Annotated in this window: 21 protein-coding genes; 16 read left to right on the forward strand and 5 right to left on the reverse strand. The window is 64.1% G+C overall.

What is annotated here, in order from left to right:
* The coding region (locus VKZ50_07215; GenBank protein HLJ59504.1) for an FAD-dependent oxidoreductase at positions 1-1,399 on the reverse strand (1,399 nt) is incomplete at its 3' end.
* 244 nt (positions 1,400-1,643) lie between these two features.
* Between VKZ50_07215 and VKZ50_07220 the strand changes: the two genes are divergently transcribed.
* Together VKZ50_07220 and VKZ50_07225 are read left to right on the forward strand one after the other, a co-directional pair.
* Entirely contained in the window at positions 1,644-3,005 is a 1,362-nt protein-coding gene (locus VKZ50_07220; GenBank protein ID HLJ59505.1) for an aminotransferase class III-fold pyridoxal phosphate-dependent enzyme, read from the forward strand.
* Between the two features lie 14 nt (positions 3,006-3,019).
* Entirely contained in the window at positions 3,020-3,799 is a 780-nt protein-coding gene (locus tag VKZ50_07225) for an enoyl-CoA hydratase-related protein (GenBank protein HLJ59506.1), read from the forward strand.
* 226 nt (positions 3,800-4,025) lie between these two features.
* Here VKZ50_07225 and VKZ50_07230 read toward each other — a convergent pair whose 3' ends face one another.
* The gene (locus VKZ50_07230) at positions 4,026-5,009 is read right to left on the reverse strand and encodes a sensor domain-containing diguanylate cyclase (protein HLJ59507.1); all 984 of its coding nucleotides are present in this window, start codon (positions 5,007-5,009) and stop codon (positions 4,026-4,028) included.
* Between the two features lie 934 nt (positions 5,010-5,943).
* Between VKZ50_07230 and VKZ50_07235 the strand changes: the two genes are divergently transcribed.
* The 7 genes from VKZ50_07235 to VKZ50_07265 all read left to right on the forward strand — a co-directional run bounded on the left by VKZ50_07235 (position 5,944) and on the right by VKZ50_07265 (position 11,635).
* Positions 5,944-6,381 carry a transcriptional regulator GutM gene (locus tag VKZ50_07235; protein HLJ59508.1) on the forward strand — a complete coding sequence of 146 codons (438 nt, stop codon included), beginning with the start codon at positions 5,944-5,946 and terminating at the stop codon, positions 6,379-6,381.
* Positions 6,382-6,485: 104 nt separating this feature from the next.
* Positions 6,486-7,067, forward strand: coding sequence for a PTS glucitol/sorbitol transporter subunit IIC (locus VKZ50_07240; protein ID HLJ59509.1), 582 nt, complete (start codon positions 6,486-6,488; stop codon positions 7,065-7,067).
* Positions 7,064-7,603, forward strand: coding sequence for a PTS sorbitol transporter subunit IIB (locus VKZ50_07245; GenBank protein HLJ59510.1), 540 nt, complete (start codon positions 7,064-7,066; stop codon positions 7,601-7,603). Before VKZ50_07240 ends, VKZ50_07245 begins: the two co-directional genes overlap by 4 nt.
* 25 nt (positions 7,604-7,628) lie before the next feature.
* Positions 7,629-8,012, forward strand: coding sequence for a PTS sorbitol transporter (locus VKZ50_07250; GenBank protein ID HLJ59511.1), 384 nt, complete (start codon positions 7,629-7,631; stop codon positions 8,010-8,012).
* Positions 8,013-8,099: 87 nt separating this feature from the next.
* Complete coding sequence (locus VKZ50_07255; GenBank protein HLJ59512.1) at positions 8,100-8,483, forward strand: PTS glucitol/sorbitol transporter subunit IIA; 384 nt, start codon at positions 8,100-8,102, stop codon at positions 8,481-8,483.
* Between the two features lie 26 nt (positions 8,484-8,509).
* Positions 8,510-9,811, forward strand: coding sequence for an SAF domain-containing protein (locus VKZ50_07260; GenBank protein ID HLJ59513.1), 1,302 nt, complete (start codon positions 8,510-8,512; stop codon positions 9,809-9,811).
* A 1,614-nt stretch (positions 9,812-11,425) separates the two neighbouring features.
* On the forward strand, positions 11,426-11,635 hold the full coding sequence (locus VKZ50_07265; protein HLJ59514.1) for a hypothetical protein: 210 nt from the start codon (positions 11,426-11,428) through the stop codon (positions 11,633-11,635).
* Positions 11,636-11,792: 157 nt separating this feature from the next.
* On the opposite strand, the gene VKZ50_07270 is transcribed toward VKZ50_07265, so the two are convergent.
* Entirely contained in the window at positions 11,793-12,287 is a 495-nt protein-coding gene (locus tag VKZ50_07270; GenBank protein ID HLJ59515.1) for a hypothetical protein, read from the reverse strand.
* A gap of 197 nt (positions 12,288-12,484) precedes the next feature.
* On the opposite strand from VKZ50_07270, the gene VKZ50_07275 reads away from it, so the two are divergent.
* The 6 genes from VKZ50_07275 to VKZ50_07300 all read left to right on the forward strand — a co-directional run bounded on the left by VKZ50_07275 (position 12,485) and on the right by VKZ50_07300 (position 16,067).
* Positions 12,485-12,769, forward strand: a complete 285-nt coding sequence (locus tag VKZ50_07275; protein HLJ59516.1) for a hypothetical protein — start codon at positions 12,485-12,487, stop codon at positions 12,767-12,769.
* A 762-nt stretch (positions 12,770-13,531) separates the two neighbouring features.
* A complete protein-coding gene (locus VKZ50_07280) occupies positions 13,532-13,741 on the forward strand; it encodes a GlsB/YeaQ/YmgE family stress response membrane protein (GenBank protein HLJ59517.1) in 210 nt (69 codons plus the stop codon).
* An 818-nt stretch (positions 13,742-14,559) separates the two neighbouring features.
* Positions 14,560-14,853 (forward strand): GYD domain-containing protein, encoded by a 294-nt coding sequence (locus VKZ50_07285; GenBank protein ID HLJ59518.1) that lies wholly within the window; start codon positions 14,560-14,562, stop codon positions 14,851-14,853.
* 151 nt (positions 14,854-15,004) lie between these two features.
* The gene (locus VKZ50_07290; GenBank protein ID HLJ59519.1) at positions 15,005-15,241 is read left to right on the forward strand and encodes a hypothetical protein; all 237 of its coding nucleotides are present in this window, start codon (positions 15,005-15,007) and stop codon (positions 15,239-15,241) included.
* Positions 15,242-15,259: 18 nt separating this feature from the next.
* Positions 15,260-15,601, forward strand: a complete 342-nt coding sequence (locus VKZ50_07295) for a hypothetical protein (protein ID HLJ59520.1) — start codon at positions 15,260-15,262, stop codon at positions 15,599-15,601.
* A gap of 37 nt (positions 15,602-15,638) precedes the next feature.
* Entirely contained in the window at positions 15,639-16,067 is a 429-nt protein-coding gene (locus VKZ50_07300; GenBank protein HLJ59521.1) for a TIGR03668 family PPOX class F420-dependent oxidoreductase, read from the forward strand.
* A gap of 27 nt (positions 16,068-16,094) precedes the next feature.
* Here VKZ50_07300 and VKZ50_07305 read toward each other — a convergent pair whose 3' ends face one another.
* Positions 16,095-17,012, reverse strand: coding sequence for an LLM class F420-dependent oxidoreductase (locus VKZ50_07305; GenBank protein HLJ59522.1), 918 nt, complete (start codon positions 17,010-17,012; stop codon positions 16,095-16,097).
* A gap of 127 nt (positions 17,013-17,139) precedes the next feature.
* Complete coding sequence (locus VKZ50_07310) at positions 17,140-17,400, reverse strand: hypothetical protein (GenBank protein HLJ59523.1); 261 nt, start codon at positions 17,398-17,400, stop codon at positions 17,140-17,142.
* A gap of 10 nt (positions 17,401-17,410) precedes the next feature.
* Between VKZ50_07310 and VKZ50_07315 the strand changes: the two genes are divergently transcribed.
* Positions 17,411-18,322, forward strand: coding sequence for a hypothetical protein (locus VKZ50_07315; GenBank protein HLJ59524.1), 912 nt, complete (start codon positions 17,411-17,413; stop codon positions 18,320-18,322).
* Positions 18,323-18,440: the final 118 nt, after the last annotated feature.

An 18,440-nucleotide genomic window follows, 5' to 3' on the forward strand; every position in this document is an offset into this window, starting at 1 on the left:
CCGCGGGATGGAGCCGGTACGCGCCGTTCGTGATGTGGGTCGTGCCGATGTTCTTGGCGGCCGGGAGGAGGTTCGACGTTCGGGCTGGCACCAGCGCGCCGAGCGGGATCTGGAACGGTTTGGTGTCGATGTCGGTCGTCCGATCGCCGCACCCGTGGAGGTCGATCGGATAGAACGCGATTCCCACCGCGTCGTCGAAGCGTGCAGCGCGCGATTCGGGGTGTGCGTGCGCCGCGATGTCCCGTTCGACGATCGTAGAACGCGCCCGCAGGCGCCGTCCCTCGCGCACGTACGGGACCTGCGACAGGCCGTCTGCGCTGCCCATCACGTCCGGCCGGAGACGAAGCTCGGGGTACCCGGTGCCGCCTTCGTCCCGGGGCGCTTCGGTCTGGAGCCAGTACAGGAAACCCAGGCTCAACAACCGCGCCTGCCGGTACCGCGTCGCTTGTTCGTCGGCCGCCCGGTCGACGACGGTGCCTCCGCGAAAGTCGTTCCCCGTCCAGTTCAGGATGCTGACGTCGCGGGGAACCCGCGGGTCGTTGAAGTTGCGCGCGTCCAGCGCGCGCCGGTACGTCCAGAACGGACCCCCGGTCCCCTGGGCCGTTGCGAACATCTTGTACGGGGGCGTGCCGGTCAGCCACGGACGATAGACGAACGTGTAGGGCTGGGCGTCGCGATTCTGCTCGTACCCCTCGGGTTTGGGGATCGTGTGGTCTTCCCCAGGACAGTACTCCACGGCGATCGGGAAGGTGAAGTTCTGGAGGCAGGCCGGGTTCGGTACGTCGGGCGCCGATGGCTCTCCGGTCTCCGCCCGCGATTCCTGCCCGAGCGCATACGCCGTCGCCGTGTAGACGAGCACGTCGCCCAGATCCGTGGCGTCGAGGACGAACGCCGCCCGGAACCGGATGAATGTTCCGTTCTCGCGGTGCCGCGTGAGGACGGACGCGACCTGTCCGTCGTAGACTTCCGCGGCGACCGCGCGCGTGTGGTAGAAGACCTGGAGCTCGCCGGTCTCGTGCGGGCCGGCCATCATCGCCTCGAGCACCGCGGCGCCGGCGCGGGGTTCGAACGACAGCCGGCTGACCCACGCGTTGCCGGGGTTGAGTTGCGGAGCGGCCGCAGCCGCGGAGGTGAGCGCGTACTGCGAGCGGTAGTAACTGCGGATCGCCTCACGCAGCGCATAGTACGAGCCGGTCCCGCCGAACGTTTCGATGTAACGGTGTTCGTCGAGCGACGAGACGCCCTGCGTGCTGATCTGACCGCCCGGCCACCCCGTCTCTTCGATGAGGCACACCCGCCGCCCGAGCCGGACCGCGCGCAGGGCCGCTGCGCACCCGCCAAGGCCGGCGCCCACAACGAGGACGTCGCAGGCGATCTCGATCTCCTGCTCCACTCCCATGCGCACATGCTCCCTGGCGGGCCGCCGTCCCGTCCGGGGGCGCGTGCCTGGTTCCCGCCGAGTTCGCTTCTCGCGCGTGCCCGTAACGCCGTCCGGCCGAGGCGCGCGCACGGGCGTGGATGGCCGGGGCGGCCGGCCCCGATACGCGCGCAGGTTGCTTCGGCGGGGTCGTGGGGCTTCCTGCCCCACGCGACCGTCGAGACCGAGACGGGATCGCCCCGCTCCGGCAGAGAAATCTGGCGCCATGACGCGTTCACGTCCGCCCGTCCTGCGTGCGCCGTCTTTGTGGCATCAGGGGCAGACCCAGGCGGCGCTGGCCCGCGCCGGTGGCCCGCTGCTTCTCGTGCGAGGCCAGGGCAGCCACGTGTGGGATTCGCGGGGGCGCGACTACCTTGATGCGCGCTCCGGCCTGTGGGCGGTGCTGGTGGGGTACGGCCGCGACGATGTCATCGCCGCGGTGGACGCTCAACTCCGCACGCTCTCGTTTGCGCCGCTCACCGACGTGGCGTCGCCGGTGGCGGCGGAGCTCGCCGTCCGTCTCGGCGCGCTCGCGCCCGGCGATCTCGAGAGCGTGGCGCTCGTGCCGACCGGCTCCGAAGCGGTGGACACAGCGCTCAAACTCGCCAGGTTGTTTCACTATGCGGGCGGAGACCGTCGGCGGCGCATTGTGATCAGCCGCGAGTACTCGGCGCACGGCAGCACGTACGCCGGTATCTCGCTCAGCGACCCCGATCGCGGGTTGCTGCGGGGCATCGGTCCCGGCGTCCGCGGCATCCGGTTTGCGCCGACGCCGTATCGGTACCGCTGTCCCTACTGCGCGGACGCGTCGGCCTGCACGCTCGCGTGCGCGGGAGCGCTGGAGGACGCGATCATTGAGGCCGGCCCCGACCGCGTCGCCGCGATCTTCGCGGAGCCGGTCCCGGGACCGGGCGGCGTCATCGTTCCCCCGGACGCGTACTGGCCGAGCGTGCGCGCGCTCTGCGATCGGTACGGCGTGCTGCTCGTGGCCGATGAGGTGGTGACGGGGTTCGGGCGGACCGGCCGCTGGTTCGCGTGCGACCATTGGGGGCTGGTTCCGGATTTGCTGATCGTGGGGAAGGCCATGACCGGGGGATATCAGTCGCTCGCGGCGGTGATGATGCGCCGACGCGTCGCCGAGCGTCTCGCGACTCGGCTCGTGCCTCACGGGTTCACCTACAGCGGCCACCCGGCCGCGTGTGCGGCGGCGCTCGCGTGCCTGCGCATCGTCGAGGACGAGGCCTTGGCGGAGCGCGCCGGGCGCCTGGGGCGCCGCTTGCTCGACGGCCTCCGCGATGCCCTCTCGGGGTGTCCTCTCGTGGGCGAGGTACGCGGCATCGGGCTCATGGCCGCGGTGGAGTTGGTCGACGATCCAGCGACGCGCGCGCCGGCGCGTCTGACGGCGCGGTTGTTGCGCCGCCTGGACGCGGATCTGCGAGGGCGCGGCGTGCTGTGCTTCGTCGACAATCCCGTGATCGTCGCCCCGCCCCTCGTCGTCTCCGACGAGGACGTGGACCGCTTGGTGAGCGTCGTGTCAGAGTCGCTGCGCGCGCTGGCGGAGCGCCGGCGCACCGCGTGGAGCGGATGAAGGGGGGACGGCCCATGACCGAGGCGATCGTGACGCTCGACGGCCAGGATGGCATCTTCACACTGACGCTGCACCGGCCGGACGTGCTGAACGCGCTGAGCACGGTCCTGTGTCGCGAGACCGCGGACGCGATCGCACGCGTCGCGCAGGATCCGGGTGCTCGGGCATTGATCCTCACGGGGGCGGGCCGTGCGTTCTGCGCTGGCGCCGACCTCAAGGAGCGGGAGGGCGCGACGCTCGAGGCGCTCTGGGCCCACAACCGCAGTATCGTGCAACTTCCGCACGCGCTCGAGCGGCTCTCGGTGCCGACGATCGCGGCTATCAACGGGTTGGCGCTCGGCGGCGGCTGCGAACTGGCGTTGGGATGCGACCTGCGGTGGGCCACCGAGGCAACCGTGCTCGGGTGTCCCGAGGTGACCCGCGGCATCATTCCGGCGGCCGGCGCGACCCAGCGATTGCCGCGCCTCGTGGGACCCTCGCGCGCAATGGCGATCATTCTGACCGGCGGGCGCATTACGGCGCAGGAAGCCTATCGGATCGGGTTGGTCGACGCGGTCGTTCCGGCGGATCGACTCTTGTCGGCCGTGACAGAGGTCGCGCGGGTGATCGCGGCCAATGCGCCGCTGGCCGTGCGCGCCGCGAAACAGGCGATCCGAGAAGGCTTGGCGCGCGGGCCGGAGGAGGGGTTCGAACTCGAGGGCCGGCTGCAGCGGCAGCTGTACGAGACTGCCGACTGCCGGGAGGGGATCGCGTCGTTCCGCGAGCGTCGGCCGCCGCGCTGGGTCGGGCGCTGAGCTCGGCGCCGCGCGGTCGTGTCCAGCCGATCGCGAACTCCATTCTCGCGGCGGCGGCGTTGGGGATTGGCGAGGGCCGATCAGGGAGGCAGACCCAGGGTGTTGGTGACACCGCTGGCAGCACGAAGATCTCGATGAACACCCGGCCGTCCGCGCTGCCGACGACCCTTGGTCCACCGGCTACGTTACCGCGTCGCGTGCGCGCCCGCCGGCGGGGCCCCGGCGACTACGCGGTGGGTGTCTTGGGCGACAGCGACCGCCGCTTCATCGCGTACAGGCGGGTGTCGGCCGCCTGCAAGAGCTGGTCTGCGGTATCTCCGTCCACCGGCCACGTCGCGGTGCCCCAGCACAACGCCAGGTGATGATGCGCGGGCAGGATCTCCGCCGCGCGCAGCCGGGTGACCAGGGCCTCCGCCTGCTCCGCGGACGTCTCGGGCATTAACAGGACGAACTCGTCGCCGCCGTACCGAGCGGCCAGGTCGGACAGTCGAATGGACTCGTGCAAGGCGCGACCAAAGGAGGCCAGCGCCGTATCCCCCGCGTTGTGCCCGAACGTATCGTTGATAGTCTTGAACCCATCGAGATCAAGCAGGGCGATGCTGCACGGCCTGGTGGTGCGGCGGCAGCGTCCGATCTCGCCGGTCAGGCGTTCAAGTAGCGTTCTGCGGTTCGGTAGCCCGGTCAGCGAGTCCGTGGTTGCGGCCTCCCGCAACTGTTCGTGCAGGCGCGCCACCTCGATCGCGCCCGCCAGATAGCTAGCCACCACCGTGAGCAGGTCCAGATCGGCATCTGTGAACGCGTCGGTGGACGCGCGATACGCGCTCAAGACGCCGACGCAGTGGCCCTGGCTGATCATCGGCGCGAAGATGCCTGAGCGCACACCCGGGTCTCTTCGGGTCACGCGACCGTCTGCGTGGAGGTCGGGCACGATCTCGGGGGTGGCCGAATCGATGACCCTCCACACCAACCCTTGGCCCCTGGGTAGGACGTATCCGCGTACGATGTGCCGGAGTCCGGAGCCCGCTCGAACCACGACGACCTCCTCGCCGTCGCGTGTCTCGCACAGGCCGATCGCACACGAGTCAAGCCCGGCCGCGTCCCGCAGGGCGTCCACCACCTGGTGCAACAGATCGGCCAGGTTGAGCACGACGGTGAACTCGGTCGTCAGCCGCGCGAGAAACGCGAGGGCCTTGTCCGGTTTGTTCTGCATGGGTGCGTCCGCCGCTGGTCGACGTCGAGACCGCGCGCCGCTACTCGCGGGCCGCGGCGTATCGGAGGCGTCATGCACGCGGCCCGCGTGTGTTCACGCCACCGATCACGCTGTCCCCCCCGTGGTTCAAGTAAGGAACTCTGTCCGTACACAGCCATCCTGCCCTCATGCGGGCCGGCTTAGACGCAGGCACGCGATCGGGGATCACGCCGCCGACATGATCAGTGAGATGTGAATGGCGAATAGTCGCTAAGTGTGGTTGTGCCGTGCGATGGTGACGGCCACATGCAGGTTCAGTGCAAGTTTCCTTGAACCGAATGCGTCCCCCGCCGGATAGTCAGTGACTCACCCCTGGACCGACGTTCGCGCGAATCTGGGCCCGATGAACGCAGACGTGCTCAAACTTCACGCGAGGGACATTCCGGCATAAGCGGATGTCTCGCCGCATGGGCAAGCCAGCGTCGGCGTACGGCGAGCACGGCAGCAGGAAATCTCAGGGTACTCGCGTAGGATGTCAGTGGCGCCAGCATCTCCGGGGAGATCAGATGCGAGCGGAAGTTACTGTCTTCCAACCGGCCAAGGAGTTGCGCGCACATCGGTCATTGTGGTTGCGCCGCCGGCAGGTTGGTGGATACGCCTACGTTGCCTCTTGGACGGTCGGCGTGAACGGTTCGAATCGCGCGTGCGCACGCGTGCCGCAGGTGCTGATTGAGCCGCGAGCACCTTTGATCGTACGCCCTCTGCAACCCTGCCACATTTCATCAGGTACTGGGATGCCTGTAAGGCATCCTGAAGCTGATTCCGGCGCCCCCGAGACGGCCACAAGATCAGAAGGGAGTGGGCAGGCGCGCGTTCCGCGGATCGCCCGCGATGCTACTTGCGGCGATCCGGAACGCCATGCGCTACCAAGAACCCTCGGAGGCGAGGTCCAACAATGAGTTCCACGGCGGCGGTCATCGTCATCGCCCTAGCCATCGTGTGGACACTTCAGTACCTGCTGACCTTCCGGCAGATGCGGCGGTTCTACAAGCGCACGGCCGAGTTGCGAGGTGACGGACTGCTGTCCATTGGCGTGGCGGGCTCGACGTGGCGGCGGAAGCAGTACGCGGTGCTCGTGGTCGACGAGCATCAGCGGATCGTCCACGCTGAGCAACTCTCCGGTTGGACAGTGTTCGCGAGCTTGAAACCCATTCCGGGGATCGTCGGCCAGCCGCTGGGCAATCTGAGGGACGACGATCTCAAGCTGCCGGTGTCACCGAAGTTGTTGGGCGCGCTGCGTAGTGCGTCGACGTACATCGAAAACCGCACGATCCGCGAGGGTACGACGCAAGCAAACGGGACCATGGGGGGCAAATCGGCTACGGCGAGTTGATGCGTGGCGCACCCGAGAGGGGGTGAGGGTTCGAACAACACTACGAACTCGATCCTGAGGAACAGGATCGGTTCGGACCCACGATGCAACACCCGAGGTGGGACATGGATGCTGTCGTCGCGTCGGCGGTATGGTTCATCGGCTTGTTTCAAGCTGGCGCCAAGTATTTCACGGGTTTGGTCACCGGTATTATCCCACTGGTCATCGTGCTGATGACGGCGTTCAACGCGGTCATTGCGCTCATCGGTCAGGAACGCGTCGACCGTTTTGCCGTGTTCGCGTCACGCCCCGGCTGGGCGTACACTCCCCTGCGGTACGTCGCGCTGCCCATCGTCGCAGTATTCTTCCTCACCAACCCGATGGCGTATACGATGGGACGCTTCCTGCCGGAGCGGTTGAAGCCGGCCTTCTACGACTCAGCAGTGTCGTTCGTGCATCCCCCGCTGGGCCTCTTCCCACACGTCAATCCCGGTGAGCTCTTCGTCTGGGCCGGCATCGCGCTGGGGGTGACGACTGGCTACGGGGCCGCCACGACGGCCCGGCTCGCGGTCGCCTATCTGATCATGGGGGTCGTGGTCATCTTCATCCGTGGCATCGTCACCGAGCGCATCACCGCAGCGCTCTGGAAGGCGCCGGCGCAGACGCCGGAAACCGTGGCAGTCGCTGGTGAAGGAGAGGCCCCATGAAAGCGTTCACCAACTTCCTCGAGAGGCTCGGACGCGGCACGGGGAAAGTGGTCGGCACATTGTATCAGGCCGGCCGCGACTCGGTGGATCAAGTCGTCAAGAACATCCTGCCGTTCATGGCGTTCATTTCGTTCGTCATCGGCATCATCACCGCGACCGGGGTGGGCAGCTGGCTGGCGCATGTCCTGCGGCCGTTGGCCAGCAACCCCATCGGCTTGATTGTGATGTCGTTGATCGTTGGCTTTCCCGTGCTCTCTCCGGTGCTCGGCCCGGGCGCGGTCATTGCGCAGATCATCGGGACCCTGCTGGGGACTACGTTTGCGAGCAAGGCGCTCCCGGCATCCATCGCGCTCCCGGCGCTCTTTGCCATCAACCCGCAGGTGGGGTGCGACTTCATTCCCGTGGGCTTGGCGCTCGGTGAGGCCGAGCCGTACACGGTAGAGGTCGGTGTGCCGGCGGTCCTGACGTCGCGGCTCATCACGGGGCCCATCGCCGTGATCCTCGCGTACTTTGCGAGCTTTGCTTTTGGATTCTAAGCTACACGACGAGCGGAGGGCGCGCATGCCGGAGGAAAGGGTCTATCATAAGGTCCGCGTCAAGAAGGGTCCGAAAGGCTGGGGAGGGCCGTTGGTCATCGCCCCCAAACCCGGCCGCGATTTGATCTATTCGGTGACCGGGGGTGGCATTCATCCGCTGGCGGCCAGGATCGCCGAGATGACTGGCGGGATCCCGTTCGACGGCTATAGGTCCAAAGCGGCCTTCGAACAAATCGCCGTGGCGGTCATCGACTGCGGTGGCACCGCCCGCGTTGGCGTCTATCCGATGAAGAAGGTGCTCACGGTGGATATCTATCCCACGTCGCCGTCTGGACCGCTGATGCGTTTCATCACCGAGGAGCTCTTTGTCTCGGGTGTGCGGCCGGAAGACATCGAGCTCATCCCCTAGCGGGGATGGGCGCGGCGGGGCGCGGGCACGATCGGCCCGGCGGCGACGGCCACCGTGCATCCGGACAGACCGGTGGCTGCTGACGCCATGATCAAGTACCAGGCGCGTATCACGGCCATCGGGCCGCTCGTGTCCGAATTCGTCGACGCGGGCATCCTCGTGTTCTTCGGCCAGACCGCGCCGCCCGAGTTGGCAGAGTTCTCGATCTTGCACGATGGCGTTCGTCTCGAAGGCACCGTTTCCCCCGGTGATCAGTTTTGTTTCGACGATCACCGGTATCGGGTGCTGGCAGTAGGCGAGGTGGCCAACAAGAATCTCGATATGCTCGGCCATCTGGTAGTCAAGTTCACGGGCGCGACCATGGCCCAGCTGCCCGGCGATGTGTGCGTGGAAGCTGCTCCGCTGCCCAAGCTCGCGCTCGGGATGTCCTTTCGTATCGAAGGAGGAGACGGCGACACGCGAGCTAACTGAGAGTCTTCCAGGGAGGATCAACTGACATGTCGTTGCGTCGGCGACTGCAGGAACGCGCGCGGACACTTGGCCCGATCCGTGTGGGGCTCGTCGGTGCGGGGCAAATGGGCACGGGCTTAGTCTGCCAGATGGAGCGGATGGATGGGATGCGCATCGTGGCGACGGCAGACGTCGTGTCTGGACGGGCGGCCTCCGCGTACGGCGAGAGCGGTGTGCCAGTCTCGCACGTCGTCTCTATGGACGACGATGTCGAGAGAGCCGCGGAGTTGATTCAGGAAGGCAAACGCATCGCCACCGCGCACGCCGACTGGCTCGTGCGGATTCCCGCGCTGGACGTCATCGTCGAGTGCACGGGTGTTCCCGAGGTGGGTGCGCAGGTGTGCCTGGCGGCCATCGAGGCTGGCAAGAGCATCGTGAATATGAACGTCGAGGCCGACGCGACGGTCGGGTACCGGCTGGCCCAGCTTGCGCTCGACAAGAACGTGGTCTACACGCTGATCGGCGGCGACGAACCGGGAGCGATCAAACAACTGTACGATTTTGCGGATGTCTTGGGGTTTGAGATCGTGGCCATCGGGAAGGGCAAGAACAACCCCCTGGACCGTACCGCGAACCCCGAGACGGTCCGCGCACAGGCCATCGAGCAGATGATGAGTCCCAAAATGCTGGCGTCCTTTGTGGACGGCACCAAGACGATGGTGGAGATGACCGCGGTCGGGAACGCGACCGGCTTTGCCCCAGAAGTTCCGGGCGGGTATGGTCCCCAATGCACGGTGGACGATCTGCCCAGAGTATTCGTGCCCAGGTCGGCCGGCGGCATTCTCTGCGCCCCCGGCGCGGTCGACTACGCCATCGGTCCGGCACCCGGGGTCTTCGTCGTCATCACCACCGATCAGCCCAAGATCATCCGGGACCTTGATTACCTGCACTTGCGAGGCCATGGCCGCCATTGGGTTTTGTATCGCCCGTATCATCTGGCCAATCTTGAGGCCCCGATCACAATCGCTGATGCGGTCCTCGACAGGAAGGTGACCCTCGCGACCTACCGTCCGCCGGTGTGCGAGACCGTCGCATGCGCAAAGCGCGACCTCAGGCCGGGGGACAAGATCGATGCGCTCGGAGGATACACCGTATACGGCCTCATTGAGCGGGCGCAAACGTCGTCCGCCGAGGGCATGGTGCCCGTGGGCCTGATCGTCGGTGCAACGGTGGAGCGACCAGTGAAGGCGAACGAGCCGATCCGGTTCCCCGATGTGGCACTCGACGAAACCCAGTCCATCGTGCGCCTGCGGCGCGAGCAGGATCGGGCGCTTCTGACTGTATCTTGAACGTCCGGCCATTCCTCGCGGCCGCCCTGCACCCAATCCGATCATGTCGGCGAGATTGTGCGGTCCGGTGTTTGGTGCCCCCAGCGAGATTCGAACTCGCGGATTCTGAGGGGACTGACCCGAGCAAGCCCAAGCAGGACAAGGGTACCAGCGAGCCCACTTAGCTCCGCTTCCCTCTTTTGCACTTGTTTTGCACTTGTGAGTGCCCGTGCCGACGACGCCCGCTCGGCCACACTCCAGCATTCAAAGTAACGGCTTCGACGGCGGCCGCGTACCACTGTCCAAGCCGATACAGGGGGATTCCCCGGTCGTCGGCGTTGCTCCAGTGTCGTCGCCCCCAAAATAGAAGCGAAGGAGAGAGATGCGTAATGACCCCTTGGCAAAATCAAACAGACTACACCTTTGGCGCGTCACAAGGTACTCCTGGCTCTGGTGCTGTCAATCCGTTTTCGATCAATTCCGCCTACCCTGGAATCTCCCTGGTGGGGACCGAGGGGAGCGGGCAAACTGTCTCGTGGTATGAAGTCGCAGGCAATCTTTGGTTGACAGTCAATGCGGTCCCATCCACCACGTCAGGGTTGTTCTCGTGTGTTTCGACGGGCTCACCGGCCTATGCTATCGAGTTAGATTCGAGTGGGAACCAAACGAAGTGGACGAGTCCCGCAACATCCGGACCCATTTCCTGGGTACAGGTCTGGACCGTAGACGCCAACGGTATCATTTCCACATCGGGACCTCAGAGATTCTCTCTGCTGACCCTGACTACAGGCACGACAGGAGCCCATACCATTGGCGGTGCGGCCACCTTTGGCCCCAATGTCACCTTCCCGTCCAGTCTCGCCACGACCGGCGGCACACAGACGGTTGCCAATAAGACAATCAATGCTTCCACGTTTGGCGGAAATGTCACATCCGCTATCATCTCGGCTTCAACATTCAGCGGCGGGAATCTCATCGGCGCAACCACATTAAGCGGAGCCTTGACGCTCGCAGCAGGAGCGACCATCGGCGGTGCCACACTCGCCGTTCCCCAAGTTACGATGTTCGGCGCAGGATCGAGTGTGTATACCTCGCCCTCCGGTGCCCGGTGGCTGATCGTTGAGGGCGTGGGGTCTGGTGGCGGCGGCGCTGGAGGGACCAGTGCCAATAACGGGTCTCGCGGAAGCGCAGGAGGGTACTTCAGAAAACTCCTTACCGCTCTTGCCACGACATATGGCTATACGGTGGGCGCAGGCGGCAGCGGTGGGAGTGCCGGGGGTAACAATGGTGTCGCGGGCAACGCCACGACATTCGGCACAGGTGGCTGAAACGACAGGTCGAGTCTGTCTCGCTCGGGTGAACGGGTGTGGCGGAGGGATGTGGGATTCAAACCCACGAGACCTCGCCGCACAGGTGCATTCGTGAGTAAGAGTCGGCACGAACGCTGACTCCCCAGCCCGGAACCGCTCCGCCACACTTAATTCGGTACTGCCCATCCTAGCTTTGAGCTAGCCGCGTTCGGCAGGAGCCGCGCACCGAACACGGGCGCAGGCGGGAATTCAGCGTGGACATTCTTGGGGCGGGGCTCTAGGAAGGCCGGTCGGAATCTAGCCCAACTCGTACGATCATGCCGGGTTGTTCGATGGCTTCCTCGGCGACCGTGCACACCAACTCATGTGGCAGCTTTCGCATTTTGCGCGCCAGGCGACGGTAGTGCTCGATGGCGCCCGGCGCGAGACCGAGGACCCGCAGCAACTCGAGCGACTCCATGAAGCGGGCTCGCCGCCCGACGCCGCGCGGGCTCGTGTCGCGTCGTTCGACGAAAACCTGTCTGCCCTCACGTGAGGACTGTTTCATATCCGGCCCCGGGCCATGTCACCGCGTGCGTCCCATCCGTATTCCTCGTAAGGTCCATACCCGTTGCCGAGCAGCCTTAGACGGGCGCTCTCTGTTCGGCAGGACCTCCGCACCGAGCCGTTCTCGTGGACGTGAGATCTTGCGCCTACTGACGGACTGTGGGGAGTTTGGTTATCACGGACAGTTCTGTGATTAGTTCCTCGAGGGGTGGGACGCCTTTCGGGTAGTTGACCACGATAGGCGGGTGGTTCCGCCCGTTGGCATCCGTCTCTCTCCAGACGCGGAGCAGGTTCAGCCCGGCCTTCGTGAAGGATTCGAGCGCGTCTTCGAACGCTAGGCGTCGCGGGTCGTCCACTGCCGCGGGATTCGGCGGCCTCACAGCCTCTCCCGCGATGCGACTGAATGCTGCCGCAATCACTCTAGAATCCGCCGCGGCCTCGCTCACCGCTACCTTGGCCAACTCACCACAGATCGCTTCGAATCTCTCGCGCCCCACGGCACCCAACACTTCCCACCCGTGCCGGAAGGGGGGACGCCGCAGCAATATGCCGTCGGCCCGCAGCATAACTGCAGATTCGTCCGGCATCTCCCGTCGTGCGACCTCGCCCGGGTTCTGCGAACCGCCCTTAACGCCCGCCATATTGTATCCTTTCCGTCGAATACCCCTTGCAACTTGAACATAGTGACCCCCGTTCTGAAAGACTATCAGTCGCAAAGAGCATTTCGGGCCTTCTGAGTGTTTGATGCGGCGGTCCTGCCAAACAATGAAGAACGTACTCCGCACCAAGATGTTCGTTCGGCAGGCCCCCCGCACCGAACACCTAGTAAGCACATTCCATGTGCCCCTACTGCGGCGAGCGCGACTGCGCGCACGTGATCCTGCGCTATCGGGGTCGGGACGCGATTGCTCGGCTCTATATGTGGAGTGAACTGGGCGTGAACACCGTCCATGCCGCCCCCGGTCCCTCCCTGGCAACGGAGATCCTCAACGCGCTGAACACCTACTGCTCGGTGCAGCGTGACGTCGTCTACGGCACCGAATGGGGACGAGAGTACGCGAGGCGGCAGGTTGCAACATACCTTCGGGAGATTGGGCTAGAAGTGGACAGTGGGGAGACTTAGGGGCCACGCCCTGACGAAGCGACGCGGCCCCTCTACCTCCAGCGGCAAGTTTACTAGCGCGGAGCAGTGGCCCGTTGGAACGCCGCTCTGTCGCGGTCGACCGCGGAAGCCCATGATTGAAGCGGGGTCACATGCCATTTGACTATCCCCCAAAACGGCAAACTGGCTAGCAGATCGCCCAGTGCTTCGTGAGAGTCTGCTTCGACCATGAAGACGCCTGCGCGTTCACCCGCCAACACACCACCCTTTATCTTACCCTCCTGTTCCCACTTGGCGAGTGTCTGAAGGCTCGGGAGTATGACGTTCTGCGCGAGTGGACCAAGGTGTTCGGGCGGCAGCAGCGCGCCCGTCTCAACGTACTTACCGGTAACCAAGAAACGCATATCCACACCCCCATAAATCAAATGTGGTGTCGGTAATGGCTTCGCGCCCTCTTTCGTCCGTGAAACGGCTGACGTAACGTCAGGTACTAATCCGTCGAGTCAGACTCCTGCCCTGACGACCGACGGAGCGCGGTTCCGGCGTTGTTCGGCAGGAACCCCGCACCGAAGGTCGGGCCAACCTAGCGCCAGGGATCCGTCAAGTCACGCTAGCGGGGATAGAGGGTTCGTGTGTAGTCCAGAAGAACAGGGCACTCGTGCTTCAAGGTGTTCCCCGTGATCTGTCGTGCGGTAGTTGCTTCGCATTCGCCATCAGGGAAGCGCCAGCGTGAGTATTCTCGCGTGGATTGTCGTCGGCATTATAGCGGGATGGCTTGCGAGAATGCTCGTGCCAGGTGAGGGTCCCGGTGGTCTCATCGGCGACCTCGTTATCGGCATCGTTGGAGCCCTTCTTGGCGGATGGATCTTTAGACAGTTGGGGCATGCCGGCGTGACCGGACTCAATATCGGTTCCCATCGTCGTGGCCTTCATCGGCGGCGTGATTCTGTTGTTGATTGTCCGCGCTGTGACGGGGAAACGGTTAGGGCCTAGGCTTAGACGGCTTCGCCCGCGCCTGAATCCAGGTGACGGGTCATGTGCGGCCGCGGCTCCGGGGTAGCCGAGTTCGTGTTGCAGGAGCCCCGCACCGAACGCCGGGAACCCTCCGCATATTCTCACTCGAGAGAGTCCACAGCGTGTCACGTGATGCCGAACGTATCCTAATCGACTTCCCTGGGTTTCTCCGCAGTGCCGAGGGAGGCTATATCAAGATCGAGGACTTCCTCTCGTTCGTTGCCGGCGCGTCACAGGGCAAGGGAGACACCAAGGATCGGGCGATGGCCTGGCTTCGGAAGCAAGGCGTAAGCGGGCCGATCGACCACCTCTCGCCGGCAGACGTCAGCCGACTCACCGCCGCTGCCCAGAAAGTAATCGCCGCCAAGCACGGGGCGAGACCGTCGCGTTGGTCCGTCCGCTGGCACGCCCGACCTCCCACCACTGCCAGAACCCAATGACGAGGAGCCCACCGAGGGATAGCGAGCACGACTATGCCATGCAAAGGCTTCCACCGTGTGACACTCGAGCAGGCCCACCAGCCGACGATCACCACCTTGCAACACCTACGCGACGAATCGATCCGCATGGCGAAGGACTCACTCGCTACGGGGAGTGGCGATCCGCGCTCAGCTGCTTGGGGAAGGCGGCACAGTATGAGAACCAGAGTGTGGCGCTAATCCAAAGAGACGCTCTCGAGGGGGAAGCGGGCGGAGTGGAGGTGTCCGGCTCCTACGCCGCCGGAGGGGTCCGAGACGGGCAGGACGAACGACAGCGACGGGGGCGTACCATTTTGTTTCTCTTTAGGGGGTGATTCCGTGGCGACCTACGTCATGTTGGTCAATTTCACGCAGAAGGGAATTGAGGATATCAAGCACGGCCCCGACCGGCTCACTGCGGCAAAGGAGCGGGTCCGCAAGAGCGGGGGAGAGATCAAAGCCTTCTATCTGACGATGGGGCAATACGATGCGATCATCATCATGGAGGGCCCGAACGACGAGACGGTGGCGACGGGAATTCTCCAGGCCGCTTCTCAAGGGTACATTCGCACCCGGACCCTTCGGGCGTTTCCCGAAAACGACTACCGGAAGATCGTCGCGGCACTGCCGTAAGCGGGATGGTAGTCACGGGTGCGCCCCCGAAGAAGACATGTGAAGTCGCACGCGACCAGTCAGTCGTCGAGTGAACCGACCCCAGAATAACGGCCCCGAGCTGTTGGCGTTAACGCCTGCCGGTGGTTAGTATTCAACGGAGGTGAGGAGCATGGCGTTTATTCGCACGATTCCCCCGGAAGAAGCCGCTGACGTGCTACGACAACTCTACGACAGCGATCTCAAGAGCGGAGGCGCCGTGGCCAACCACACTCGCGCCCTCAGCCTCCGGCCAGATGTTACGGTGGCATGGCGCGCCCTTAGCAAGGCCATCCGCACACACATCGATCCACGCCGGTACGAGTTGATCACCACCGTGGTCGCTGCCAGTCTGCGGTGCAGCTACTGAACACTTGCACACGGGGCGGTGCTCCGTAACCAGTTTTTCAAGCCGGAAGAGGTCGAAGCCATCGTGCGCGATTACCGGAATGCCGGGTTAGCCGCTGCGGACGTCGCTATGCTCGCGTTCGCGGAGAAGGTTGCGCTCCACGCCTACCGGGTGACGAAAGAGGACGTGGATGAACTGCGGAATCACGGATTCGCCGACGACGAGATCCTCGACATCGTCCTTACGGCTGCGGCCCGGAACTTCTTCAGTCGGGTGATCGATGCGGTGGGGGCGGAGCCCGATCCGGAGTACCTCGACCTTGAGGCAGGCTTTCGGCAGACCTTGGCAGTCGGGCGTCCATTTGGAGGGCCGGCCAAATAGTAGACCGATGGAGGTGCCTGCGCTACGGCGGATCCCAATGCTGCTACGTCGCGCCCGGGTCGGGCACTTAGCTACCGCCGACCGGCGTGGACAACCCTACGTCGTCCCCATTTGTTTTGTTTTCGACGGGTACGCGATCTTCACGCCGATCGACAAGAAACCCAAACGGGTGGCACCGCGACAACTTCGACGGGTGCGCAACATCGATGCCAACGCTCGCGTCGCCCTCATGGTGGATGCGTATCGTGAGGACTGGCGACGCCTGTGGCATATCCTCGTCCTTGGGACTGCGAAGGTGATTCAACCTGGCGCAACGGATCACGAGCGTGCAGTGCAGTTGTTGCGTCGAAAATACCGTCAGTACCGTACGATGCGACTCGAGGATAGCTTGGTACTCCAAATCGCCCCGCACAGAATCACATCGTGGCGCGCCGGCACGCGATCACGTATTCCGCGGTCCAGCTAACTCCCGGATGATGAGGTGGGATGGTCGTCAAACGACACGGCGAATCTCCTCCAAGATCCTGAGAACGTCGCTCTCGGAGTGTACCCCGGGTGAGAACGTGGCGTCAAAGAAGATCTCATTCACCCCAAGTGTTTTAACAGCCGCGATGTCAGCTTTGATTTCCTCCAGTGTGCCAGAGAATATCCAGCGCTTTTCCCCCAATGGCTGTTGGGTTATCGAGAGATTAGCGCGCACCACGACCTCTACGGAGGCGGGGTCTCTCCCTGCAGCCCTTGCCATGTCCTTGAGGCCCGCCATCATCTGCTTCATTCCGTCCACCGGCACGGCTACCGGATTCCACCCATTTGCCAGCGTTGCTGCCCGCTTGAGGGCGCTAGGAGAGAACGCAGCGAGGTACAGTGGCGGATGAGGTTTCTGCACAGGTTTGGGCTGGATGATGGACTTAGGGATTTGAAAATAGTGGCCGTGAAACTCCACAGGGTCAGTCGTCCAGATTGCCTTGAGAACCTGAATGAATTCGTCTGCACGCTTGCCCAGTCCGTTGGGGGAGATTCCCACCGCATCATACTCGTCCTTGGACCACCCTTGGCCAAGCCCGACGCGTAGGCGCCCCGCCGAGAAGATGTCCAGAGTAGTCAGGCGTCGTGCCAGCATCACGGGATTGTAGAATGGCATATCGAGCACACTGGTACCGAGTGCAATGCGCTTCGTTTGGGCCGCCACAAACGTGAGCGTCTCAAGGGGATCAAAGACAATTTTGTATGCCTCCGGCAGCGAACCGTCCGGGGTTGCACCATAAGGCGTCTGGGGTTTAACCGGGTAGAGCAACCGCTCCGTGACCCACACGCTATCGTAACCTAAGGCCTCCGCACGTTGTGCGACCCGTACGATCGAATGAGGATTTGCACTGGAGCCCACTTGGGGAAGGACAAAACCCGTACGCACCAGTCCACCCTCCTGACCTCGGAATCTGATTAATACCGACGAGGTCACGCACGATGGTAATCTGACAACGCCGTTTTGGGTTCCTGCACTCCTGTGTTCGAGGAGCCACCCTACCAAGATAAGATCATCAAGCGGACCCCCTACCTCGCAGAGCCTTGAGCGCCGCATGGCGCAGTCCATCCTTCAGCCTCTCGCGATACTCAACTTCGACGACGAGCGTCGGCTTCACCCAATGCGGCGGCAGGTCGGTCCGTAGCTCACCCCAGTGGTCGCGGAGAGTCGGAACGGGCGTGAATGGGCAGGTCTCGGCGGGCGTCGCCTTGAGCTCTTCGAGGATCACTTTGCGGGTATCGACCGGAAGCCCGCTGCCTGCCAGTCCCGCATACACGAGTTTGCCCTTGCGGTCGTACGCCGAGACCCTGCTGCACCAGCGGATCTATGAAGTGCGTTCGGGCAAGTACCCGATTCTTGCTAAGCGCACACGAATAATCTTCGCGGCCTTTGCCGAAGAGTGGCAGACGAAGCATTTGGTCCGTGTGCGAGCCTCAAGCGCCAAGCGATACCGTGAGCTACTCCAACAGCAGTTGCTACCAGAGTTCGGAGACCTGCTGCTTGCTGGCATCACCGTTTCGCTTGTACAGACGTTCATGGCGGAGAGTATACGGTCCGGCAAACTTGCGCCCACGACGATCAACAGCGCAGTCGCCTTGCTCAAACAGATGCTAGCGTCTGCCGCGGACTGGGGCTATCTTACCACGTCGCCGATTGCCAAGGTACGGAAACTCCCGATTCCGCGACGGTCTCTGCCGCTCTGGACGCCGGCCGAACTCCGACGGTTCCTCCTGGTGGTCCCTGGTGCGTGGCGTCCCTTGTGGCTCGTGGCGACGTTCACAGGACTTCGCCCCGGCGAGATCCAGGCGATGCGATGGACCGATCAAAACTGGCCTGATTTCACGGCCAACAAGATCCACGTCACGATGTCCTACGAGGCACGATCGAAGGTGCTTGGGGCCCCGAAGACCGACCGGTCCGTGCGAGACGCGGATATGGTTCCGACCGGGTGTCGGATCCTGCAATCGCGTCCGAGTCGTGCGCATGGCGGACTCGTGTTCCCCGGGGCTGGGGGAGGAGTCTTCAGCCGGGACACCATGAGGGCGGCGTGGGAGCGTACGATCTCTGCGGCGCGAGTGCGTCCGCTTCGGCCTTATGATCCGCGGCATACGTTCGCGTCGCTCCTGATTGCGGCCGGCAAAAACCCCACTCTACATCGCCCGTCAGATGGGCCACCACTCGGCTGGCTTCACTCTTGACACTTACGGGCACCTGATGGAGTCCGCGCCCAAGCGTCAGGTCGAGTGGATTGACGAGCTTGTCTTTCCTGAGGGGTTCGAATCTGCACTTAATTTGCACTTGTACAGCGCTCCGATC

This window comes from bacterium (assembly GCA_035295165.1).
Taxonomy (GTDB): Bacteria; Sysuimicrobiota; Sysuimicrobiia; order Sysuimicrobiales; family Segetimicrobiaceae; genus JAJPIA01.